The 21,637-nt window shown below is 64.9% G+C and carries 21 protein-coding genes; 14 read left to right on the top strand and 7 right to left on the bottom strand.

Annotated elements, in window-relative coordinates; translation table 11 throughout:
- The 8 genes from BLT03_RS18535 to sctN form a co-directional block, all read left to right on the top strand.
- Nucleotides 1-285: hypothetical protein (locus BLT03_RS18535; protein WP_217640178.1), on the top strand; the 285-nt coding region annotated here is incomplete at its 5' end.
- A gap of 79 nt (nt 286-364) precedes the next feature.
- On the top strand, nt 365-565 hold the full coding sequence (locus BLT03_RS18530) for a hypothetical protein (protein ID WP_092745241.1): 201 nt from the start codon (nt 365-367) through the stop codon (nt 563-565).
- A 201-nt stretch (nt 566-766) separates the two neighbouring features.
- Nucleotides 767-1,267 (top strand): HrpB1 family type III secretion system apparatus protein, encoded by a 501-nt coding sequence (locus BLT03_RS18525; protein ID WP_092745240.1) that lies wholly within the window; start codon nt 767-769, stop codon nt 1,265-1,267.
- A 31-nt stretch (nt 1,268-1,298) separates the two neighbouring features.
- Nucleotides 1,299-1,682 carry a hypothetical protein gene (locus tag BLT03_RS18520; RefSeq protein ID WP_092745239.1) on the top strand — a complete coding sequence of 128 codons (384 nt, stop codon included), beginning with the start codon at nt 1,299-1,301 and terminating at the stop codon, nt 1,680-1,682.
- 25 nt (nt 1,683-1,707) lie between these two features.
- Nucleotides 1,708-2,550 carry a type III secretion system inner membrane ring lipoprotein SctJ gene (sctJ, locus tag BLT03_RS18515; RefSeq protein WP_092745238.1) on the top strand — a complete coding sequence of 281 codons (843 nt, stop codon included), beginning with the start codon at nt 1,708-1,710 and terminating at the stop codon, nt 2,548-2,550.
- Between the two features lie 40 nt (nt 2,551-2,590).
- On the top strand, nt 2,591-3,214 hold the full coding sequence (locus BLT03_RS18510) for a type III secretion protein HrpB4 (RefSeq protein WP_092745237.1): 624 nt from the start codon (nt 2,591-2,593) through the stop codon (nt 3,212-3,214).
- Nucleotides 3,208-4,287: a type III secretion system stator protein SctL gene (gene sctL / locus BLT03_RS18505; protein ID WP_092745236.1), complete on the top strand. Its 1,080-nt coding sequence runs from the start codon at nt 3,208-3,210 to the stop codon at nt 4,285-4,287. Before BLT03_RS18510 ends, sctL begins: the two co-directional genes overlap by 7 nt.
- The gene (gene sctN, locus BLT03_RS18500; RefSeq protein ID WP_092745235.1) at nt 4,280-5,602 is read left to right on the top strand and encodes a type III secretion system ATPase SctN; all 1,323 of its coding nucleotides are present in this window, start codon (nt 4,280-4,282) and stop codon (nt 5,600-5,602) included. Before sctL ends, sctN begins: the two co-directional genes overlap by 8 nt.
- Before the next feature lie 21 nt (nt 5,603-5,623).
- On the opposite strand, the gene BLT03_RS18495 is transcribed toward sctN, so the two are convergent.
- On the bottom strand, nt 5,624-6,352 hold the full coding sequence (locus tag BLT03_RS18495; protein ID WP_175537800.1) for a metal-dependent hydrolase: 729 nt from the start codon (nt 6,350-6,352) through the stop codon (nt 5,624-5,626).
- Nucleotides 6,349-7,131, bottom strand: coding sequence for a hypothetical protein (locus BLT03_RS18490; RefSeq protein ID WP_217640177.1), 783 nt, complete (start codon nt 7,129-7,131; stop codon nt 6,349-6,351). Before BLT03_RS18490 ends, BLT03_RS18495 begins: the two co-directional genes overlap by 4 nt.
- Before the next feature lie 168 nt (nt 7,132-7,299).
- Between BLT03_RS18490 and BLT03_RS18485 the strand changes: the two genes are divergently transcribed.
- Entirely contained in the window at nt 7,300-8,763 is a 1,464-nt protein-coding gene (locus BLT03_RS18485; RefSeq protein WP_092745234.1) for a leucine-rich repeat domain-containing protein, read from the top strand.
- Nucleotides 8,764-8,872: 109 nt separating this feature from the next.
- Here the strand turns inward: BLT03_RS18485 and xopF2 are convergent, their stop codons facing one another.
- From xopF2 to BLT03_RS18460, 5 genes are all read right to left on the bottom strand, one after another.
- Nucleotides 8,873-11,056 (bottom strand): type III secretion system effector XopF2, encoded by a 2,184-nt coding sequence (gene xopF2 / locus BLT03_RS18480; RefSeq protein WP_139160445.1) that lies wholly within the window; start codon nt 11,054-11,056, stop codon nt 8,873-8,875.
- Between the two features lie 60 nt (nt 11,057-11,116).
- Nucleotides 11,117-11,575 carry a hypothetical protein gene (locus tag BLT03_RS18475; RefSeq protein ID WP_139160444.1) on the bottom strand — a complete coding sequence of 153 codons (459 nt, stop codon included), beginning with the start codon at nt 11,573-11,575 and terminating at the stop codon, nt 11,117-11,119.
- A 267-nt stretch (nt 11,576-11,842) separates the two neighbouring features.
- Nucleotides 11,843-13,954 (bottom strand): pectate lyase, encoded by a 2,112-nt coding sequence (locus BLT03_RS25035; RefSeq protein ID WP_092745231.1) that lies wholly within the window; start codon nt 13,952-13,954, stop codon nt 11,843-11,845.
- A 373-nt stretch (nt 13,955-14,327) separates the two neighbouring features.
- Complete coding sequence (sctT, locus tag BLT03_RS18465) at nt 14,328-15,191, bottom strand: type III secretion system export apparatus subunit SctT (RefSeq protein WP_092745230.1); 864 nt, start codon at nt 15,189-15,191, stop codon at nt 14,328-14,330.
- A 1-nt stretch (nt 15,192) separates the two neighbouring features.
- A complete protein-coding gene (locus BLT03_RS18460) occupies nt 15,193-15,729 on the bottom strand; it encodes a hypothetical protein (protein WP_092745229.1) in 537 nt (178 codons plus the stop codon).
- A gap of 245 nt (nt 15,730-15,974) precedes the next feature.
- On the opposite strand from BLT03_RS18460, the gene sctU reads away from it, so the two are divergent.
- The 5 genes from sctU to sctR are packed head-to-tail and all read left to right on the top strand — an operon-like array spanning nt 15,975 to nt 21,634.
- Nucleotides 15,975-17,048, top strand: coding sequence for a type III secretion system export apparatus subunit SctU (gene sctU / locus BLT03_RS18455; protein WP_092745228.1), 1,074 nt, complete (start codon nt 15,975-15,977; stop codon nt 17,046-17,048).
- Between the two features lie 28 nt (nt 17,049-17,076).
- The gene (gene sctV, locus BLT03_RS18450) at nt 17,077-19,131 is read left to right on the top strand and encodes a type III secretion system export apparatus subunit SctV (protein ID WP_092745227.1); all 2,055 of its coding nucleotides are present in this window, start codon (nt 17,077-17,079) and stop codon (nt 19,129-19,131) included.
- Nucleotides 19,132-19,142: 11 nt separating this feature from the next.
- Nucleotides 19,143-19,919, top strand: a complete 777-nt coding sequence (locus tag BLT03_RS18445) for a type III secretion HpaP family protein (protein WP_092745226.1) — start codon at nt 19,143-19,145, stop codon at nt 19,917-19,919.
- A 3-nt stretch (nt 19,920-19,922) separates the two neighbouring features.
- On the top strand, nt 19,923-20,966 hold the full coding sequence (gene sctQ / locus BLT03_RS18440; RefSeq protein WP_139160442.1) for a type III secretion system cytoplasmic ring protein SctQ: 1,044 nt from the start codon (nt 19,923-19,925) through the stop codon (nt 20,964-20,966).
- Nucleotides 20,963-21,634, top strand: a complete 672-nt coding sequence (gene sctR, locus BLT03_RS18435; protein ID WP_175537799.1) for a type III secretion system export apparatus subunit SctR — start codon at nt 20,963-20,965, stop codon at nt 21,632-21,634. The genes sctQ and sctR overlap by 4 nt, the downstream gene beginning before the upstream one ends.
- Nucleotides 21,635-21,637 lie beyond the last annotated feature (3 nt).

Raw genomic sequence — 21,637 nt, 5'->3', positions numbered from 1 at the left:
AAGCAGCATCGCGCCATGGGCCGAAGGCTCATGGCGCTGGACTTCGTTTCTTTCAACGTTCACTTCACAAAGGAAATCAACATGTCTACGACCAGACCCGATGGCGATACGCGAGCACTGATGAATCGCATGCAGCAACAGCAAAACAACCAGAACGCAATGACGGCACTGCAAGCCGATCTGAGCGAGCAGCAAGGTAAGAACGCCGTCGTCTCCAACATGGCCGATGCGTTCCAAAAGAACTCCAAGGCCCTGTCGGACAAGCAAGCGCAAGGCGCGGGCTGATGCTGCATCGCGCCATGGGCCGAACCGCTCATGGCGCAGCACCGCCTTTTACTTCTTCCACTTTCAACGGAGAGCCCAAATGGTCAACAAAGCAGATGGCGACACCAGGGCCCTGATGGCCCGCATGCAGCAGCAGCAGGACAACCAGAACGCCATGACGGAACTGCAAGCGAAGCTGAGCGAGAAACAAGGCCGCAATGCCGTCATCTCCAACATGGCCGACGCGTTCCAGAAAAGTTCCAAAAGCATGACGGACAAGCTCGCACAGGCTGCGGGATGAACAGATGGGGGCCTTATCGGACCCATGGCTCCCCAGACGCGCATGAATTGCAGGGCGTACCGGGTTCGCCGCAAGCCATGCCACCTTTCATCACCACGATCGTGACCCTTCTGGCTTGCGCTTCGTATGTCGTACTGGTGAGCGCCGAGGCGGACCGTCGACCGAGGCCGGCACAGGGCTGCACGCGGTCCCAGGCCATCTATGCAGAAGAAACAGGAGTGTTTTATGAAACCGAAATTTGAGCGCAAGGAATTCGTCACCGCGCTGATCAAGCTGGTCTACCGCACCATTGCGCAGGGCATGAACGACGAGGCATCGGACATCCTCGCTGGCATCCGCACGCTGCGCCCCAAAGTGGCGGAACTGGACATGATCGACGGCTGGATTTCTTTCCGGCGCGGCGCCTATGGCAATTGCATCCAGCTCGTGCGCGGCCTGGAAAACCACCCGGAACAGTGGGACTCCGCAAAGGCCATGATCGCCAACTGCCAGTACATGCTGGGCGATCGCGGATGGGAAATGACGCTGAATGAACTGGAGCAAGGCAACGCAGGCCCCGACGCGTTAGAGCTGGTCAGCGGGTTGGTGGCCAACCGGGCCAAGGCTGCAGGTACGTTCGAGGAACGCGCAGAAGCGGTGAAACCTGCCGAACCCGCGAGCATCTCCGCCTACCAGATGCCCTACATGTTCATGCGCGCCTGACGCCTCTACCCCTATTTCCGGAGAATCCACCATGGACCCCATCGGCAGCATTGGCGCGGTATCCAGCTCACTCATCGTCGACCAGGCCTCAGGCCCCTCGATGAACATGAGTGCCGTCGCGGAAAAATTCGCACGCATGATGAAAGACTCGCCGCCACTGGCCTCCGTGGAATCGGAAGACCCATCCACGCTGGGCAAGATGCTGATCAAGCAGGACGAGTCGATGCGCAAGGAAGTACAGGACACGGCCGCACTCATGCAGGCGGCGATCCAGCAGCCACCCGGCGTTGACCTGACGTTGTATCAAGTCAACTTGATGTATCAATTTGCCGGAACCCACTTTCAAGTGCAGGCCATGAGCAGCCTGGCGCAAACGACCAAGACCGGTCTGCAGACGCTCATGCGCAACCAATAAACCCCTTCTAGCGAAACACACCACCATGGCGCCATCCCTCTGCTTTCGCGCAGCGACATACCGCCAGTTCGCTCGCCGCGCACTCGTCCCGCTGCTGTTGCTGCTGGCCCTGGCCGGCTGCAAGACGGACCTCTACACCAAGCAGACGGAAAGCGACGCCAACGACATGGTGGCGGCCCTGCTGGAAAGCGGCGTCCAGGTGAACAAGGCGACACCGGATGCCGGAAAGACCTGGAACATCCAGGTCGAGCAGGACGACGTGGTGCGTTCGCTGACGGTGCTCCGCTCGTATGGCCTGCCCCGCGAACGCCACGTGACGCTCGGAGAGATGTTCAAGAAAGAAGGCCTCATCTCCACACCCACCGAAGAGCGCGTGCGCTTCATCTATGGCGTGGCGCAGCAGCTGGAGGCCACGCTGTCGCAGATCGACGGCGTCGTCACGGCACGCGTTCACATCGTGCTGCCCAACAACGACCCCCTCGCTGCCACCGTGAAGCCGGCGAGCGCGTCGGTCTTCATCAAGTACCGCGAGAGCGCCAATCTGGCAGGTCTGGTGGCTGGCATCAAGAACATGGTGGCGCGCAGCGTCGAGGGCCTGTCGTACGAGAACGTGACCGTCACGCTCGTACCGGGCATGCCTCTGAGCCCGGCCGTCGCGAAGGCGGAATCCGACAACGTGCTCTGGATCGCATTGGCTGCCGTGCTGGCATTGTTGGCCATCGCGGGCGGTTGGCTGGCCTGGAAGCGCCCTGCCTGGCTGCCGGCCCCGCTGCGCCGCAAAGCGCCTGCAACCGCTCAGTCCGCGGATGCTGCCGTGATCGCTCCTGCCACCAAGGTAGCCGGCGCGACGGCAGGGGCGCCAGCATGATCCAACATCACACACCGACACCGACTGCAGGGTGGCAGCCATGAGCCGCGCCTTGCAGTTGGCCTCGCTGGCGCAAGCGCTCCAGGTGCGACTGGAGGCCTTGCACGACGGTGTGGACCCGAGTTGGCGGGCGCCGCTCGGCTTGGCGCAATCTCCGCTCGACTGGGACCAGGGCGCCGTGGGCCAGCGCATGTCGATTGCGCTGTATGAACGCAATTGCGGTCCTTTGCCCCCCCTGTCCTCGCTGGACCATCCCGCCAGCCGCTTGGCAATGCTCGACAGAACCGAGATGCTGTCGCGCCTGTGCGCCCTTGCCCTGCTGGGTCGGCCGGGAGTCCTTCGCTGCTGCGTCGAACGGAGCTCACGGGCGGCCCTGCAGCAATGCCTCGGGCCTGCCTACACCGCACTGCGTGGGCTTCAGGAAGGCACGCCGGTTGCCAGCGATGTGGCCGCCTGGTCCCCGCTGGCCTGGGCCTGGGTGGGCTACCGCGAACTGGTGCGGGAAGGCGCATGGCCGCACCGGGGGCTTCGCAGGCTTGCGCGCCTGTCTCTTCCCCTGTCGCGCGAGGATGAGCCCCGGGCGAGGCATGTCCCCGCCGCGCTGACCGCGGTGCATGCCCGCCTGGAGCGGCTGGAATCCCTGTTCGAGGCGAAGCCATGCTGATCTGGTCCCACCCCAACGGCGCGCACCTGCGCACCAATGACGGCATCGTCCGCGCGCATGAAATTCCGACCGTGACTGGCGTGCTCGGGCTGCTGGAAAACGTGCGCACCGAATGCGCCGCGATCCGGCAAGAGGCCCTGGATGAAGCGCGAAATACGGCCGAAGCGGCCGAACGATCGGCCGAATCCCTTTTGCAGGCAGCGCGCGACGCGGCCCAGGCCATGGTCGAGCAGGCGCGCGAAGAAGCTGCAGCAGAACGCGAGCAGGGCCACGACCACGGCGAGCGGGAAGCCGCCGCCCGCTGGCACGGGCGCTTTGCCCAGCTCAAAGCCACGCACGAGGATGCATGGCACGCGATGGACACCAAGCTGGCCGGAGTGGTGGCGCTGGCGGTGGAACGCATCGTGCATTCGGCATCGCGCGAAGCCTTGTTTCAACGCGCGTTGCTAACAGTGAAAGACGCCCTCCGGCAAGCCGGAACGGCTGTTCTTCGCGTTCACCCCGACGAGGCCCCGGCCGCACACACGGCCATCGCTGCCGCGGCTGCGGGGCCGAACGAGCCACAGGTGCGCATCGAGACCGATGCATCGCTGGAACCCGGCACCTGCATCTTCGAATCCGACATGGGCCGGCTCGACACCAGCCTGCACGTTCAGCTCGCTGGTGTGCGATCGGCACTGGAGCGTGCCACCCGTCTGGCCATGGCCAATGCATCACCAGAGGCGAGTGCCGCGCCAGATCCGGAAGAACTCGAGTTCGACTTCGCCGAACAAGACGAACCACCGATGGCTGAGGAGTACGACGAACTCCCGGAACTGGACGTCCCGCAGGAAGCCGATTCCACGCAGGAGGACGAAGGGCCATGGCCGGATGAGCCACAGGGACCCATGAGCCGAACCGAACCGGAAACGGACCTGGACCCGGACCCGGACCTAGACCTAGAGGCCGAAGCAACGCCAGCCACGTGGTTTTCGTCGGTTGTCCCCATGGATGGCGACACCACGGATTGGTTCGAATCTCTGGACCCGATGAACACACCCGTCCACGACGACGAGGAAATGCACCATGCTTGAAGTGTCCGGGCTCCCTCAGTGGATGGAACGGGAGATCGCCTCCGCGACGATCGTTCGCCGCAGCGGCAAGGTCGTCGAAGTGATCGGAACGCTCATGCGCGTCACCGGGCTGGATGCCAAGCTCGGAGAGCTGTGCCATGTGCTCGATGAGAGCGGTGGCTTGCTGCAGGCTGCCGAGGTGATCGGATTCGCGAACGGCCAAAGCATCTTGTCCCCCTTCGGATCGATTCTTGGCGTGCGCGGAGGCTCGGCCGTGGTCGGACTGGGCGAGGTGCTTTCGGTGCCAGTGGGGCCCAAGCTGCTGGGCCGCGTGATCGACAGCCTGGGCCAGCCCATCGACGGCAAGGGCCCGCTCGATTGCCTGGAGCGGCGCCCGGTCTTCGCATTGCCTCCGACCCCCATGGAACGGGAAATGATCGAACACCCGTTGCCCACAGGCGTGAAGGCGATCGATTCGCTGCTCACCCTGGGCGAAGGCCAGCGGATGGGGATCTTCGCCCCGGCGGGCGTGGGCAAAAGTACGCTGATGGGCATGCTCGCCCGGGGCACGGAGTGCGACATCAGCGTGATCGCACTCATCGGCGAACGCGGCCGAGAAGTGCGGGAATTCGTCGAATTCATTCTGGGCGAGGAAGGCATGGCGCGCTCCGTAGTCGTGTGCGCCACCTCCGACCGGTCATCGAGCGAACGCGCCAAGGCCGCTCATGTCGCCACGGCCGTGGCGGAGTACTACCGAGACCAGGGCCTGAAGGTGTTGTTGATGATGGACTCGCTCACCCGCTTCGCCCGCGCTCAACGTGAAATCGGCCTGGCAGCCGGAGAGCCGCCGGCCCGGCGCGGCTTTCCGCCCTCTGTATTCGCGGAGATTCCGCGCCTGCTCGAGCGGGCCGGCATGGGTGCCGTGGGCTCGATCACCGCGCTCTACACCATCCTCTACGAAGACGAGAGCGGGGGCGACCCAATCTCCGAAGAGGTACGAGGCATCCTGGACGGCCACATGATCCTTTCCCGCAAGATCGCCGCACGCAACCAATACCCGGCCATCGATGTGCTGGGCAGCCTGAGCCGCGTGATGTCGCAGATCGTGCCCAAGGACCACCAGCAGGCCGGGGGTCACTTTCGCCGCCTCATGGCCAAATACGACGAGATCGAGCCCTTGGTGCAAATGGGCGAGTACAAGCCCGGGAACGATGCGCTGGCCGACGAGGCCATGCAGAAAATGCCGCAGATTCTCGAGTTTTTGAATCAGGCCACGTCGGACCTTTGGGAGTTCGACCGATCGGTCGACCACTTGGCGCAGATCGCAGGCGGCTGATCCCGTATTGCGCGCGAGCCCTCAGGCGCTGCGGCGCGGCCACAGGCTGGCCACCGAGCCCATTGCGATGCGGCCGAATCCTGGCGCCGTGCGCAGAGCGAACCGTGCGCATTGGCCGAGCAGGCCAAGCCCCCGCACACGGCCGCTCTTGACGTCTCGCCACAGGAGGGACGCCATCAGGCGCGAAAGATCGATGCCCAGGTACAGCGCCGCGAGCAGCAGGCATGCCATGCGCCGTCCGTGTCCCACGCCCAGCGTGCGCCCCACATCGAACGCGACATGGCGGTGCCCGATCTCTTCCTGGCAATGCCAGCGCCACAGCCGCGCCTCGTGGCCATCGCCCTGCAGCCACGCCGTTCCCGTCAGTACCTGCGTCGAAAGCAGGGCCGTCAGGTGCTCGAACGCCTCGGCCAGCGCCAGCCGCGTGGGCAGCGGCAGGCTGGCCAACTCCTGCACGGCCGATGCCACCCGGCCCTCCAGCGCCTCCACCGGCACTCCCGATTGCGCCAGGCGTTCGTTGTAGCGCCGGTGCGCGCGCTGATGCGCGGTTTCTTCCCGAACGAAGCGCAACGCCTCTTCACGCAGCACCGTTTCCGGAGCGGCAGACCAATCGCCGACCTGCAGCGCATCGGAAATGGCGTCGATCACGAAGGCCTCTCCGGACGGCAGCAGAAGCGACAGCGCATCGAAAAAGCGCGTGCGGAACAGGTCTCCGTTCCACGGCGCCGGGAAGGTGGGCGGCGTTGTCACAGCAGCGCTCCGGCCCAATGCGCGGCCCGGCGCAGCAATGCGAACGGCACCCGTCGCCACAGAGGCCAGGCACCTGCCAGCGGAACGGCACCCCGCAGCAGCACACCATGGTCCAGCGAATCGGAATGGGGAAAGTAATCCGGCCGCACGCCCACGATTTCGCGGAAGCCCTTGCGGTGGTAGTAGCGCAGTTGTGCATCCACCGGCAAGCCGCTGCGGCGTGCGTGCACATAGGCATGCGCATCGGTCGCGCGGCCATTCTGCAAGGCGCGGCGCAGTCCAGGGACAGGCGAGCCCAGGTAGATGTCGCGCCAGCCCTGGCGCAGCGCATGTGGCCAGAAGAATCGGATCAACTGGCAGGCAGCCTGCGGATCGACGCTGGTCAGGCTGATGCCGAAGAGGCTGCGGGTAGGCTCCGCGCGCAAGGGCTGCGCGGCACAGTCGCGCCAGGACCGCGCAGCCACCACGGCGTCGCGGGAGATGGGTTTCATGAAGAGCGATGCGAGCGCTTGTCCGGTCTGCGGGCAGAACGCGCCGGCGCACAGATCGGGATGGGCGAGGATTCGGTCGCGCAAGACGCGCTCGTCAGCGGCTTGCTCAGTGGTCCACTGCCGCGCTTCCAGCTGCATCAATTGTGGAATGTCCTCTACCCCGAGAAATCGCGCACGCGGCCGTGAAGCATCGCGCGCCGCGCCACGGACCGCAGCCCCTGCGGTGCTGCGCCGAGCCATCCAGGAACCCACCAGCGCATTGCGCCGAATCTGCACATCGAAAGACATGAGGGCGGATGATCTGCAGGCTGTGTGAAACGCTGATGACAGACAGCCCGCGCAATGCTCCAGCGCAGCCCCCTCCCCCTCGCTTGACAGGCGATCGCTTCGCATGCCGGCGGTACGAGCGCAAGGCGGTTGCCTACCCTGGGGCATCTCCTCAAACGCGAGCACGCCATGAACAGCCTCACCTTGAAAAGCCCCTCGACAGCACTGCGCCCGGTAGGGGGTGGCCTCCTCGCCTGGCTCGGCGCCATGGCCTCTGGCACACACCGCGTGCGGCGGGCGCCGGCCCTGCGCTCAGGAACCACGCCGACAGCTCCCCTGGCACGGCAGGCAGCAGTCCGCCCTGCCGAGCAGCCGGTGCGCGATCTGTCCGAGGGCATGGGTGGAGTTCCTGTCGTGCGGGACACGCAGGGCTTGCTGAACATCTGCGAAGACGGTCTTTTCCCCGGATTGCGCAAGATCGTGCTGCGGGGCGAATTCAGCGATGCCGACTTGCAGCACCTGCCCGGCTCCCTGCAGGAACTGGAACTCCTGCACTGCAAAGGCATCACGTCCACCGGACTGTCACAGCTGTGCCGGCTGGACCTGGTTTCGCTCACGGCCCGCCATCTGCACATCGATGCGATGGGGGCCGCGATCCTGGCGGGACACCCGACCCTGAAGCGCCTGGACCTCAGCCACAACCCGATCGGTGACGACGGCGCCCGGGCGCTGGCGTGGCACCCCAGCCTGCAAACACTCTGCCTGAACGACTGCAGCATCGGGGATGCAGGTGCGGCGGCTCTCGCAGCCAGCCAGCATCTGCAAGCGCTGGAGCTGCGCAGCAATGCTGCGCTGGGATTGAAAGGCATCCGTGCATTGGCCCACAACAGTTCGCTGCGGGCCTTGGACTTGAGCGACAACCGCCTGCGGGACGAGGCAGTGGAGCCCCTCGGCAGCAACCGCAGCCTGACGCATCTCGCCCTGGGCGGCAACCTGATCGGCGAGGCAGGAGCCCGCGGCCTTGCTGCGCACACGCGGCTTGAGTTGCTGAACCTGCAACGCAACCGGCTCGGAGACAAGGGTGCCGGGGCTTTGGCGCGCATGCCCCAGTTGCGCACCCTGATTGCCTCTGGCAACGGCATCGGCACGGCAGGCGCCCAGGCGTTGGCGCAACATGCCACGCTGGCCTCGCTGGACCTTCGCCACAACCCCATCGGCGATGCTGGCGCCCAGGCCCTGGCCGATGCGCCGGCGCTGGTCTGCCTGGACCTGGGCAGTTGCCAGGTCGGCAACGCCGGTGCCGCAGCGCTGGCCCGCTCGCGCACGCTGAGCCGCCTGGTACTGAGCAACGACATGGCCAGCAGCGTGCAGATCACGGAAGCCGGAGCGCGGGCGCTTGCGGCCAGCACCGCCCTCATCGAACTCGACCTGGAAGGCCACCAGATCGGATCAGGCGGCGCACGGGCGCTGGCAGCCAACCCCCGACTGCAGAAGCTCAACCTGGCGCGCAACCGGATCGGCGAGTCCGGGGCGCATGCGTTGGCAGGCAATCGCACGCTTGCGTCGCTGGACTTGTGGAGCAATCCGTTCTCCGAGCGGGGAAACCGCGCTTACGCCCAAACCCACCGGGCATTGCAGGCAGCGCTGGGCTGAAGGCCTCCCGCCTCCGTCACGGCCGTAGTGCCGTGACGGAGGGCGAGATCGCAGGGTTCCTCAGGCATTGACTGGGGCGCGCTGCCTGCGGACGCGACCTCGACTCCACTTATTCGGTCTTCAGTTTCGTCCAGCTCTCCAGATGAGCATCCTGGCCCAGGACGCGCACAGCTTTATCGACCAGCGCCTGAACTTGCGCGATGCTGGCCTGCTCGCTGCCAGCGCCAGCCACCCCCGCGTGGAGCAGCTTCTGTGCAATCTCCAGATCACCGACTGCAGGCTTCTCTCGGGACTGAAGCCCAGCCAGCACGTCAAAAGCCGTGCTCAGATAAAGCGCCTCATCGCTGCTTACAGAGAGCGCCTCATCTCTCAGACGAGCAGCGCCGGCCGCAGCGGCCGCCTGCAAATGGAGGGCTTCGTTTTGCAACCGCACATGCTTGTTTGCGCGACTTGCGTCCAGCGAGTCGCTCAGGTCGTGCGAGGTGCCACCGAGATATTCCTTGGTGGCCTGCCACACGAAGTCATTGGAAGAGCTTTGACCCGCCTGCTGAAGCATGTAGCCCAGCGATCGCAAGGATTCGCCTGCCAGCGCGGAATTGGAGCCGCCACGACCCAGTTGCCCCACCAAGGCGCCAATGCCCGTCGAGCCGACGCTCGCCATCACGTTGGAGGCGATCGTGCGGCCCAAGTCACTCAGGCGGGCACTTACGTCGTCGAAGTTGGGCAACAGCGATCCGCTGGTACGCCAAGGCCCGGTCCAGAAGTGCTGGGTCAAATCCAGTGCTTCCTTCACGACCTCCAAACCGTAGCTCCCCAAGCCGGAAATGTCCGAGAGGCTGGCGGCCGGCATCTCCGGATGCGGAAGGCTCCTGGCGAACACGTTGGTCTTGTGCTTTTGCGTTCCGCCCGCAAGATCGTCCACTTGGGTGTACGCCACGGATTTTCCAAGTCCCAGCGTCAGTTTGGTCACCCCTCCTCCGAGCCCTGAAGCCCAGAGGGAATGGCCAAAAACCTGTGCGGGATTGGTGAACGCATGGATCGGCATCACATGGCGGCGCAGCACGTTGAAGCCCGCCGTCACAAGGGGCTGGGCCAGCACACCCCACTGTTTGCCATCCAGCGCCGCCTGCAGCGATGCCACGGATTTTCGGCGCAATGCCACCTGGGCCTTGAGCTCGTTCATCGTGGGCTGACCAAGGTTCCCATCGAGTGCGCCGGCCGTTACCGGCTTCCAGAAGACTTTCTTGCCGTCGACCACGCGCAATTGCACAGGGCAGGGATCGGGTACCAATATCTTGGGATCGATGGCCTTGAACCGTGGGAAGTTGGCTTCGGCCGCACGCCGGTCCATGGCCGACAGCAGCGTCGTATCGACCATGTGTGCGGTCAGGCCGCCAATGGTGCCGCCGGCCAGAGCCGGGTCGTATTGATTGCTCAGTTCCCCGACATTGACCGACTGCCCTGCGGCGTTGAGGCCAGAGCGTGGACCGATGGCCGTGGCCATGGCATTGGTCGCAGGCGAGCGGGACATGGAGCTCAGCGTTTGTCGAACGAAGTCATACGCAGCCGGCAGCGCCGCATCGCCGATCCTGATCGAGTAGCTGCCGACACCGGCGGCCTCCTGGGCGTCGGCCTTCTCGGCGGCCCACTGCCGGTAGGTCGTAGCCAACTCGCGTTGCTCCGGGGTGTCGCTCTGCAGCAGCATGTCATCCAGTGCGGCCATGACCCGTCCTCCCGCTGTCTGGGGAAGGGGTGGATGTGACCCGATGGCATCGTTCGCCACCGCGGCGTCGAGATGTGCCAATTCAATGGCAACGTCCTGCACGGGCTCTGTGGTCTCCAATGCTTCCGTCGTTTCAGTCGCCGGTGCCTGCCGCGACCACACGACCTGGCCGGCGACGGTCTGGGCGGTGCTCAGTGCCGCCCCGACACTGTGCGCAACAAAACGCCCCCCCGATTGCACGGTCTGGCCGATGGCACTCAACCAACCCTGCGGCGGCGCGGCGTCATGGCCTGTCCCGTCATCGGACGAAGGCATGTTGATCACAACGTCGCCTGCAGAGCGGCTGGTCGAGCCCGCCGCCTGAGAGGTCGACTCACGCTCAGGGAGCGGCACGCGGCGCAGTGGTCCGGACTCCGTCGAGACAGGCAGGCCACGCGCATTCAGGCGGTCGTGCGCCAACCGCTGTGATCGAGCAGTGTCTGCCGACGGGGTGGGGGAAACCTCGTTGGCGCCGGTCCGAGGAGGGACTGCCTGGGCGTTGCGGGCGCGGGTGGTATTCAGTGGCTCCATGGAGAACATCCTTGGGTTCCAGAAATTCGTGAAAGAGGGGACTCAATAGAACGGCCCGGCCTAGGCAGAAGCCGGCGCCGAAGCAGGAACGGCTTCATCCACGAGTGCTTGCAACACACGCACTCCGAGGCTGTTGAGCATGTCCATCGCGGTTGCAGCGTCTTGCGGCGATTCGATCCAGGACAGCGAGCTGAGCTGCAGCAGTCCTTCGGCGGAAGCGCCCAGATAGCCGCCGAACTCTTTCAAGATGGCGGCCTGCAATGTGAGTAGTTTCAGTACTTCGGCACCGGCCAACTCCTGCGCGGCCATCGGCAGCAACACTTCGGGGAGTACCGCGGCGCGCTCGGCATGCAGATGAAAACGGCAGGCCAGGCCCGCAGGTCCTTTGACCACGTGGGGGGCTATCAGCGAGAAGCCGCTGTCCACCGGCACCCCGATGTGAAGTGCCAACTGCGAAAGAAAGTCGGTTTGAGCGCGCGTAGCCGCTTCCGGCGACGGACTCGAGGGTATGGCGTTCATGGGAAAGCTCTAGAAAGGGATTTGGGAATAAGGCAACGGGAGACGACGAGTGCGCTGTAACGGCGCTGTGGGCCATCGTCCAGGTCATCGCGGCGCAGGGTGCAGGCGTAGGCGCAAAAATGGCTGCGGCAGCCAACCCGTGAGCGACCGGCGGAGCAGGCATGCACCTGCCCGCGGCGATCTCTGCACGGCCTTGGCGGCACCGCAGCCATGACAGCGAAGGCAAGCCCGCATGTGCAATGCACCGGGCTTACCAGCCGCTATGCATCAGCCCGTGAATTCCTTCGTTCCACGGCTCTTGGCGCCTTCCACTTGCACGGAGGCGGGGGCGAGCACGTCGTTCGGAGCATCAGGAATGCTGTTGTTGGACAGCTTGATGTTGACCTGCGTCGCGTCGGTGCGCACCACGGCTTCCTTGACGTTGTTGATCGTCGAGTTGGAGATAGAAATGTCGATCGGGAAGTCCTTGCCTCCGTTGGTACGGACCAGCTTGCTGGTGCCGTCGAAGAACGAGTTGTCGATGGAGAAAGAGCCCCCATGGTTGAGCTGGAACGTCTTGTCGGTGGCGTTCGCCGCGCCGCCGTTCTTGAACACGACGTTGCCTTCGCCCTTCATGGTCATGAAGTCTTCGCCCACATCGCGGCCGAACACGCCGTCGAGCGTGGCGTCGCCCTTGGTGTGAATGCCGTCGCCGCCAGAGATCTGGACGTTCTTGAGCGTTGCACCCGGCTCCAGAATGAACACGGGCTTTTGATTTTCGCTCTGTCCGCCATCTCCCAACGCTGGGCCGGCCTTGTAGTGCACGTTCTTGCCGTCGAACACTTCGCCCGCCTTGACGACGATGGGTTCATTGACAGTTTTCTCGCCGCTGACAGGCGGAATGCCCGTGACCTTGCCGCCAGAGCCTGAGCCACTCGTCGGTGCGGTTTCCGGTGGCTTGGAACCCGTGGACGGTCCCGTCGAGGAAGGCTTGTCGGTAGAAGGCTTCTCGGCTCCACCGCCATCACCCACCGGAGGCTTCGTGGTGCCACCGTCGCCGGACGGCTTCGTTCCGCCGCCGCTGCCGGTCAAAGGAGGTGTGCCACCACCCGTTGAAGGCTGAGTTCCGCCGCCGCCACCACCACCCGTCGAGGGTGGCGTGCCACCGCCGCCACCTGTCGAAGGCTGAGTGCCACCGCCACCGCCAGCAGCAGGTGGTGTACCGCCACCTCCGCCACCACCCGTCGACGAAGGCTTGTCACCACCGCCGCCACCGCCAGAACCGCCTTCGGACTCATCGGGCTTCTTGCCGGTCAGGAGTTCGATCAGCTTTTGCAGCAGTTCCATCAACTGCTGGGTCACGTCTTGCTGGCCCTCGTTTTTCTGGCCGCCCTTGTTGAGCTTGTCCAGCGCGCTGCTGTCGCCATTCATGAGGGACTCCACCAGTTGCTTGAGGAGGTCGCCTATCGAGCCCTGGCCCTGCGCCGCACCGTCCGTGCCACCCGTGCCATCCGTTTCGCCCGTTTGGCCTGTTTCACCGGTCTCGCCACTGCCTTCGGCACCGCCGCCGCCTGTTGCACCCTCGGTGCCTCCACCACCGCCAGAGCCACTGGTATTGCCGGAACCATCCGTCTTGCCGCCCTGCAGCATTTCCAGGATTTGCGTCAGCACTTGAAGCAGTTGCTGGATAGGAGACTGGGCATCACCGCCCTGCGCGCCGCCCGTGCCTTCCGCACCGCCCGTACCGCCCGTACCTTCCGCGCCGCCAGTGCCGCCAGTGCCGCCAGTGCCGCCAGTGCCGCCAGTGCCATTTTGTTTGCCCAGATCCTGGACCGCGCCCGATCCGCCTTGCAGCAAGGCTTCGATGAATTGCTTGGCCAGATCGCCGATGTCAGTGGCGCCGGAGCCACCGCTGCCACCGCCGCCGCTGCCCGTCTTGCCTGCACCGCCCGAGGCGTCGGGAGACATCTTGTCCAGCAGTTGGCGCAGGTAGGCTTCGCCCAATTGCTCCATCAGATTGCCGCCGCCACCGCCTTCCTTGCCCATCTGATCGAGCGTGCTGTTGCCACCACCGCCGAGTTTGTCTGCAATGCCGCTGGCCAGGTCGTTGGCGGAGTTCTTGTTCGAGCTCTGCTCCATGGCCTTGGCCATTTGCTGAAGCAGTTCGCCAAATTGCTGGATCAGGCCAGCGATGCCCTGGCCGTTGCCCGTACCGGAGCCTTTGTTGGCACCTTCCGCGCCGCCCTTGCCCGAGGCACCCTCCGTGCCGCCGGCCTTGTTGTCGCCCTCCTTGTCCGTGGCCTTCATGACCTGTTGCAGCATCATCAGGACCACCAACTGAAGCAGGCTTTCCTGCAGTTGATTGGATGAATTTTGAGACTGCCCGGACTGCGAGTCCATGGGCTGGGTCCGGGTAGCGTAGGTTTGCAAATTGACTGACATGCTGACTCCTTAAGGCACAGGGTTAAAAAATGGCTGCCCACCACAAGGCGGCTCAGACACGGGAAATGCGACGGAAGGCTCCGCCGGGTTGCAGGGAATGGATGGAAACGAAATCAGGAAGAGACCGCCCGGATGCGGTGGCGATCGAATGGACACGTGGTGGGACACCCCGGCGCCCCGGCGGATGCAGACCAGGCGCTGCGAGCAGGGTGCCGCCGGCACCCTTGCGCCCACCACCGGCACGGCATGCCGCCGCTGGACCAGCGCTTGTGCCAAGCTGGCAGCCAGGCACAGGCGAAGCTGTAGCGTGATCGGGGCGAGCGCCTGGCAATCACCCATGGCGTATCGCCAGCGATGGCGCCGCAGAAGGGGGAGCCAGTGAAGGCGACAGCAGGCGCTTGATGCGCTCGGCGACCGGCCGCAGCGTGAGTTGGGGCCTGACCTGCTGGAAAAACACGCCCACCAGCAGCACCAGCAGCAACATCGTCGTTGCGCCCTTGATGGGCTGTGCCAGGCTGTTGGGCTCCAGCTTTTCCGCAGCCTTTCCCAGCAGGCCGATGCCCAGGTCGATCAGCATCAGGATCACGATCACCGGGCCGGCGATCTTGAGCACGGTTTCGGCGTAGTTGGTGACTTCCGTCGGCAGGAAGCGCTCCATCAGAACCGGCCAGCTGGGCATGAGGCCGGTCAACGGCCACCACTCGTAGGAATCGAAGAGCAGCCCGACGAAGACCAGCATGCCTCCCAGCATGTAGAAGCCGACGATGGCCAGCTGTGACAGCAGATTGCCCACCGGCGTGCTTTGCTGGCCACTGAGCGGATTGGTCTGCTGGATGTTGTTGTAGCCGGTCTGGTTGTCGATGAGCATGCCGACGCTCTCGGCCACCCAGAACACGGTGCCGACCGCAAAGCCGATCAGCATTCCGATCAGCCCCTCCTTCACCACCAGAACCGCCATCTCCAAGATCGTGAGGGACTTCAGCATTTCAGCGGGTTGGCCCCAGGCCACGAACGCGCCCAGCACGATCACCAGGCCGCTGCGGGTGCGCCCATACAGCAGCATGTCGTTGGTGGCAGGCATCACGAGCATGGCGACATAGATGCGCGCCGTGGACATGGCCAGCACCGCGATGAGGCCCTTGACATCCAGGGCGAACTGAAAAAGGTTCAGTCCCTGCTGAAACGAGGAATCCATGTCAGGCCTTCGCGCCGCCAGCGACTTGCAAACGGTTGCGCGCGGCGGCGCGGGTGCTGGCCAGCATGCGGGCAACGGCCGTTTCTTCGGCCTCTTCGTCTTGCGCGTCTTCCTGCGCGCGCTCGGCTTCCTGGATGGCTTTTTCCAGGCGGAGTTCTGTGGCTTCGAGTTGCTGGGTCGCCCGCCGCAGCGCGGACTCGCGCTCTGCCACGCGCTGAATGGCCGCTTCCACCTGCGCTGCAGCGCGCTGGGTCTGCTTAGAGGCGTCGACGCTTGTCCCTTCGGCCTCCTTCACCAGCATCTGCAGCGTCACCACTTCCTGCGCATGAAAACCCTGAGGCCGCGTGGTGGTCGCGCCCAGCCGGTCCCGCACGGCCTGCTCGGCCTGCTGCACCTGCTCTTCCTCGGCCATGGCGGCTTCATGCGCGGCCCGATCGCGGTCGCGCTGCCGGGCACTCTCCTGCAATGCTGCCTCGCTCTGCTCGACACGCCGCTTCTTCAGGCGCACGAGGATGCGCAACCCCTTGATCGTGCTCATGGATCCTCTCAGGTGGCCGGTCGACATCGATCGGCTTTCTGGAGGCAAGACTAGGAGCGCACAGCCCTTCGGCAGGGGCCATGACCGAAGGCAATCACGGCCAAGCGAACGTCGGTGCGCAACAGACGCTTCGCCCTCCGCCGCGTTCGTCTGCGAGGGCAAGGACTTCGCATCGCCCGCACGCCAGCGCATGCGCAGAACTAGATTGCGTGGACCCATCGCATCTCGCGACCACCGAGCCCACCATGTCAGAAAAAACGGAAGAAGCCACAGACAAGAAGCTCATGGACGCTCGCAAGAAGGGCGAGGTTCCCAAGAGCCAAGACCTCGTGGCCGCAGCCATCCTGGTCGCGTCGCTGCTCGTGCTGATGGGCTCCGGCCCGATGCTCTACGACCACATCGCGAAGGTGGTGAAGACGGCCATGTACCAGGGCATTCAGGCCAAAGACACCCAGCAGGTGCTGGCCCTGATTTCCTCCATGGTGCTGGATGGGGCGATCGCGGCTTTTTCTCTGGTCGTCGTCTCGGTGCTGGTGGCTGTGATCGCGATGATGGCGCAGGTCGGGGTGATCGTTTCTTTCGAGGCCATCCAGCCGAAGTTCGAGAAGCTGAACCCTGCCGAAGGGCTCAAGAAGCTGATCAACGTGCGCTCGCTCGTCGAACTGGCCAAATCGATCATCAAGGCGGTGGCGCTGGGGGCCGTGATCTGGCAGATTGTCCTGAGCCTCGTGCCGCTGATCGTGGGCTCGGCCTATCTGTCCGTCGATGGCGCGGGGCAGGTGGCCTGGAGTTCCATGCTGCGGCTGATCGGCTTTTCCTGCCTGGTGTTCCTGATCATCGGCCCGGTGGACTTCGGCTTGCAGCGCTGGCTGTTCATGCGCGATCAGCGCATGAGCAAGGACGATATCAAGCGCGAGCGCAAGGACAGCGATGGCGACCCCCACGTGAAGGGCCAGCAGAAATCGCTGCGCGATGAACTGGCCAACAGCCCGCCGCAGGAGCGCGTTCCAGGCGCCACGGTGGTGGTCACCAACCCCACGCACTATGCGGTGGCACTGCTCTATGAAGAGGGGGTGACGCCGCTGCCCATCATCGTGGCCAAGGGCATGGACGAGCAGGCAGCGGTGATTCGCGGCCTGGCGACCGCCAACCGTGTGCCGATCATCGCCAACCCGCCGCTGGCACGGGCGCTGCACCGTCTGCCGCTCAACCAACCCGTCTCCGAGGAACTGCTCGAAGCCGTCGCTGTGGTGCTGCGCTGGGTGGCAGACCTCGACCAGCTCAGCGCCAGCGCTTCCGAGCAAACCCCGCCCGCCTGACCCGCCCCTTCATCTCCAGGAACATTCCATGGCCAAACGCTTCGACTCCACCCTGGTCAACGACGTGACGATGGCGGGCTTTCTCGTCGGCGTGATCGCGCTGATGATCTTGCCGCTGCCCACGATGCTGATCGACGCATTGCTGGCCATCAATCTCACGGTGAGCATCCTGCTGCTCATGACGGTGCTGTTCATTCCGGATGCACTGTCTCTTTCGACCTTCCCTTCCTTGCTGCTGTTCACTACGCTGTTCCGGCTGGCGTTGAACATCGCGTCCACCAAGGCGATCTTGCTGCACGCGGACGCGGGCCACCTGATCGAGAGCTTCGGGCAATTGGTGGTCGGGGGCAACCTGGTGGTGGGGATCGTGGTGTTCCTGGTGATCACCATCGTGCAATTCATCGTGATCGCCAAGGGCTCCGAGCGGGTCGCGGAAGTCGGGGCGCGCTTCACGCTGGACGCGCTGCCCGGCAAGCAGATGAGCATCGACGCCGACCTGCGTGCCGGCCTGCTGACCCCCGACGAGGCCAAGCGAAAACGCGCGCATCTGGGCATGGAGAGCATGCTGCACGGCGGCATGGACGGCGCCATGAAGTTCGTGAAGGGCGATGCCATCGCCGGGCTGATCATCACGATGGTGAACATCCTGGCCGGCGTCGTGGTGGGCATCATGTACCACAACATGACCGCTGGCGAAGCCGCCAATCGCTTCGCGGTGCTGTCCATCGGCGACGCGATGGTGTCGCAGATTCCTGCGCTCTTCATCTGTATGGCGGCCGGTGTCTTGACCACCCGCGTCACGGACGAGCACAAGACCAAGCCCACCTCCCTGGGAGAGGACATGACCGAGCAGTTGACCCGCAACCCACGCTCGATGTACCTGGCGGCCGCCCTGACCATCGGCTTCGGCTTCATTCCCGGCTTTCCCTTGATTCCTTTCGCCTTGCTGGCAGGGGGACTGGTGTTCGGAGGACACTTCTTGACCAAGAAGCGCCAGCGGCTGGCGGGCAATTCGCTCTCCAAACCCATCGCGGCATTGATGCGCGAAGGCGCAAAAGGCGATGCGCCCTCCATCCAGCAAAAGGCACCGGAGTTTGCCAAGCCGCTGTCCATCCGCATGTCGGAAGCGCTGGGGAAGCTGATCGATGCCGAGCGGCTCAACGCGGCGCTGAATAAGGAACGCGAAGGTCTGCAGTCGCGGCTGGGCCTGCCGTTTCCAGGCGCGGCGATGTGGGTGACCACCGAACTGTCCGGCCTGCGCTATGAGGTGCTGATCAACGACGTGCCTGTGGCGCAGCCGGAGTTGCCGGGCCGCATGCTGCTGATCCTGGACCCGCAATCGCCGCTGGCCGCATCAGCCCAGAGCCACGGCCCCGCGCTGGGAAATGCCGTCTCGCTCTGGATCGCGCCCGAGTCGGTGCCCGCCAGCCAGCGAGAAGGCGTATGCATCGATGTCGAGCAGGTCATTGCCCGTGAGGTCATGGGCATGCTGCAGCGGCACGCCCACCTTTTCATGGGCGTGCAGGAAGTGCAGTGGGTCATGGAGCGCAGCACGCCGGAATACCCGGGGCTCGTGGCGGAAGTGCAGAAGATCATGCCCTTGCAGCGCATGGCCGAGGTGCTGCGCAGGCTGCTGGAAGAGCAGGTTCCGATCCGCAACATCCGCAGCATCTTCGAGAGCCTGATCGTTTGGGGCCCCAAGGAAAAAGACCTGCTGCTGCTCACCGAATACGTGCGCTCCGACCTGGGCCGGTACCTCGCCCACGAGGCCACGAGCGGACAGCGGCACCTGTCGGCCATCCTGCTCGATCCGGACATCGAGCAGGCCATCCGCGGCTGCATCAAGCCCACGCCTGCAGGCAACTACCTTGCCATGTCACCCGATGACGCACGCGATCTGACCGAGCGCATCGCCGCGGTCGCAGATACCGCCAGGCAGCCTGGCGTGGCGCTGGTGACATCCATGGACATTCGCCGCTACGTGAAGAAGATGATCGAAAGCCGCCTGGACTGGCTGCGCGTCTACTCCTTCCAGGAACTGGGCACCCAGGTGGAATTGCGGCCCATCGGCCGCGTTTCCTGAGGTGTGCGGCGATGGCATCTCTTCAGCGCCCCGACCACACCCTGCGCAAGGTCGCCCACCCCGCCGCTGCTGCTGCCGCCGCTGCGGTGCTGCCGCGCCCCAACGCGCAAGAGCGATTTCGACGAGAACTGTTTCCGCAGGTGCAGCCACAGCCAGACCCCGGCGACGCGGGGCTGGCCGAGTTCGCCACCGACTTTGCACTCTTCACAGACGGACCTCCGGCCGACCCAGCCGACTCTGGCGACGAGGAACCCGGCGAACAGTCGGGTTCGCAAGAAGAGCCGGCTCAGGACGATGAACGGGACGGCGCGCCGGCGCAATCCATCACGCCCGCCCCCGCGCCCGAGGTGCAACCCCAGCCGCCACGCTACTTCTTCATCCAGGGCGACACCTTGCCGCCCCCGCTGGCCCATGCCCCGCCCGCAGCGGAGCCGGGGCAGGATCTGCCGGACGACCGGGCGCCGGTCCAGGGCACGGGTGTCATGGGCACCGCTACCGACGCGCAGCCGCCGAAGTGGCTGGTCGATACGGCGCAGACCATCACCGACCTGTGCCGGCGTGCGGACCCGGCTTTCCAGTCACTTTCCGTCACGGTGCCCATGGATCCGCGGGTGCTCCCCGATTGCGAGTTGGCGCTGGGGCTTTCGTCGTATGCCATGACGCTTCGCTTTCACACGTTCTCGCCAGAGTCACGCCGCCTAATCTCATTGCATCGCGATCAACTGCAGGGTTTGCTGGCCCGAATGAGCACGGCGCCCCAACGCAGCATCGACATTGACCTGGAATGACCCTTGAACGCAGTCAAGCCGCCGGCTTTCCCACCCAACGACCTCGCAAGGCATCTGCCGTCCGTGGACCAGAGCGAAGCGCGTCTTGCGCGCGTGGTCTTCGATCGGCGGTTCGTGCGCTGGGTCCGGGCATTGACGGGAAAGCCCGGGGCCATGGTCAGCCGGGCACCGGATGTATCCGCACGGCGCATTGACCTGGCATTTCAGTGCGCGCAGGGCTCGTTGCACCTGTGCGTACCCACGGCAGACTGGCCTGCGCTGGAGATGGCGGCCCGCCTGCCAGACGCAGCGCTGGCGAGAGACGTCGCCCAATCGTTGATGGCCCAGACGCTGGCCACGTTCCAGGCCAGGTTGCCAGGGCTCGTGCTTCACGGCATGGACCTCGGCAAGGGGCCGGCTCCTTATGAAGTCGCCGCGCAGAACCGGCGCGTCGGCCTGCAAGCCATGGACGACGCGATGGCCGGACAGATCCATGCCTTGCTCGCCGCCTCGGTGGCGACGGACGCCAGCCACCTTTTCGGCCTGCGTGTCGCGTGCCGCATCCGCCTCGTTCGCAAAACGTTTCGCGCCGCCGACCTGGGTTCGGTCGGGGCCGGTGACGTGCTGCTCACGGGCTTGTCCGCCGCTGCGTCGGCTCCCTTGCATTGCCACTTGTCTTTTGGAATGGGCGCCTCCATGGAAACCACCGCACAACTCGACATCGACTCCCACCAGGCCACGCTGGACGCAGCGCCGCAGGCCGGCAGCGCCCCCGTACCGGAGAACGATCTGCCCGAAGGCAGCGAGATCGGCACCGTCGGCCAGTTGTCGATCCCCGTAGCCTTCGAAATCGACAGCGCCCGCGTGCGCCTGGACGACCTCGCCGCGTTCGGCCCCGGCTCGGTCATCACGCTGGACACGCCCGTGCGAGACGCAGCGGTGCGCCTCGTGTGCCATGACCAGGTGGTCGGCATCGGCCGGCTGATCGTCATCGGCGAACAACTCGGGGTGCGCATCGAACGCATGGGCATCGGCCAGACGCCGGACACCACGCCAGCACTGCCATGAGCCCGCTGTCACCCGTCCAGGGGTTGGACCCCACCTCGCTGTTCATCGCCCTCATGGCGCTGGCGGTACTTCCGTTCGCGGCCATGGTGGTGACTTCGTACACCAAGGTCGTGGTGGTGCTGGGGTTGCTGCGCAACGCACTGGGCATCCAGCAGGTTCCACCGAACATGGTGCTCAACGGCATCGCCATCATCATTTCGATCTATGTCATGGCGCCCGTCGCCATGGAGGCGGCGGACAAGATCCAGGCCGCGCCGCCCAGCTCCCAAAGCTCGAACACGCAGCAGATGCTGATGGCGGCATCCGCTGCCAAAGAGCCTTTCCGGCAGTTCCTGGTCAAGCACGCCCACCCTGCCGAGAAAGCGTTTTTCCTGAAGTCCGCCCAGGCGATATGGCCCCAGGAGCGCGCGAAAGCTTTGCTGGCCGACGACCTGATCGTCGTGGCACCGGCTTTCCTGCTCACCGAACTGACGGCCGCCTTCCGCATCGGCTTTCTTCTGTACCTCGCGTTCGTGATCGTGGAACTGGTCATCGCCAACGTGCTGCTGGCCATGGGCCTGTCCCAGGTTTCGCCCACCAACATCGCCATTCCGTTCAAGCTTTTGCTGTTCGTGGTGCTCGATGGATGGTCCCAGGTCATGCACGGCCTGGTGCTGACCTACCGATGACGA

The organism is Paracidovorax valerianellae, from assembly GCF_900102625.1.
Classification (GTDB): domain Bacteria; phylum Pseudomonadota; class Gammaproteobacteria; order Burkholderiales; family Burkholderiaceae_C; genus Paracidovorax; species Paracidovorax valerianellae.
Note: the sequence above shows the minus strand (reverse complement) of the source record. Positions and strands in the feature narration are given on the sequence as shown.

Excerpts from the sequence above, each read along its gene's own strand:
- sctT (WP_092745230.1), bottom strand. The coding sequence starts at position 15,191 with ATGGATTCCTCGTTTCAGCAGGGACTGAACCTTTTTCAGTTCGCCCTG.
- xopF2 (WP_139160445.1), bottom strand. The coding sequence starts at position 11,056 with ATGGAGCCACTGAATACCACCCGCGCCCGCAACGCCCAGGCAGTCCCT.
- BLT03_RS18490 (WP_217640177.1), bottom strand. The coding sequence starts at position 7,131 with ATGTCTTTCGATGTGCAGATTCGGCGCAATGCGCTGGTGGGTTCCTGG.
- BLT03_RS18530 (WP_092745241.1), top strand. The coding sequence starts at position 365 with ATGGTCAACAAAGCAGATGGCGACACCAGGGCCCTGATGGCCCGCATG.
- sctN (WP_092745235.1), top strand. The coding sequence starts at position 4,280 with ATGCTTGAAGTGTCCGGGCTCCCTCAGTGGATGGAACGGGAGATCGCC.
- BLT03_RS18445 (WP_092745226.1), top strand. The coding sequence starts at position 19,143 with ATGGCATCTCTTCAGCGCCCCGACCACACCCTGCGCAAGGTCGCCCAC.
- BLT03_RS18510 (WP_092745237.1), top strand. The coding sequence starts at position 2,591 with ATGAGCCGCGCCTTGCAGTTGGCCTCGCTGGCGCAAGCGCTCCAGGTG.
- sctL (WP_092745236.1), top strand. The coding sequence starts at position 3,208 with ATGCTGATCTGGTCCCACCCCAACGGCGCGCACCTGCGCACCAATGAC.
- BLT03_RS18485 (WP_092745234.1), top strand. The coding sequence starts at position 7,300 with ATGAACAGCCTCACCTTGAAAAGCCCCTCGACAGCACTGCGCCCGGTA.
- sctU (WP_092745228.1), top strand. The coding sequence starts at position 15,975 with ATGTCAGAAAAAACGGAAGAAGCCACAGACAAGAAGCTCATGGACGCT.
- BLT03_RS18520 (WP_092745239.1), top strand. The coding sequence starts at position 1,299 with ATGGACCCCATCGGCAGCATTGGCGCGGTATCCAGCTCACTCATCGTC.
- sctR (WP_175537799.1), top strand. The coding sequence starts at position 20,963 with ATGAGCCCGCTGTCACCCGTCCAGGGGTTGGACCCCACCTCGCTGTTC.
- BLT03_RS18525 (WP_092745240.1), top strand. The coding sequence starts at position 767 with ATGCAGAAGAAACAGGAGTGTTTTATGAAACCGAAATTTGAGCGCAAG.
- sctV (WP_092745227.1), top strand. The coding sequence starts at position 17,077 with ATGGCCAAACGCTTCGACTCCACCCTGGTCAACGACGTGACGATGGCG.
- BLT03_RS18475 (WP_139160444.1), bottom strand. The coding sequence starts at position 11,575 with ATGAACGCCATACCCTCGAGTCCGTCGCCGGAAGCGGCTACGCGCGCT.
- BLT03_RS18460 (WP_092745229.1), bottom strand. The coding sequence starts at position 15,729 with ATGAGCACGATCAAGGGGTTGCGCATCCTCGTGCGCCTGAAGAAGCGG.
- BLT03_RS25035 (WP_092745231.1), bottom strand. The coding sequence starts at position 13,954 with ATGGACTCGCAGTCCGGGCAGTCTCAAAATTCATCCAATCAACTGCAG.
- sctJ (WP_092745238.1), top strand. The coding sequence starts at position 1,708 with ATGGCGCCATCCCTCTGCTTTCGCGCAGCGACATACCGCCAGTTCGCT.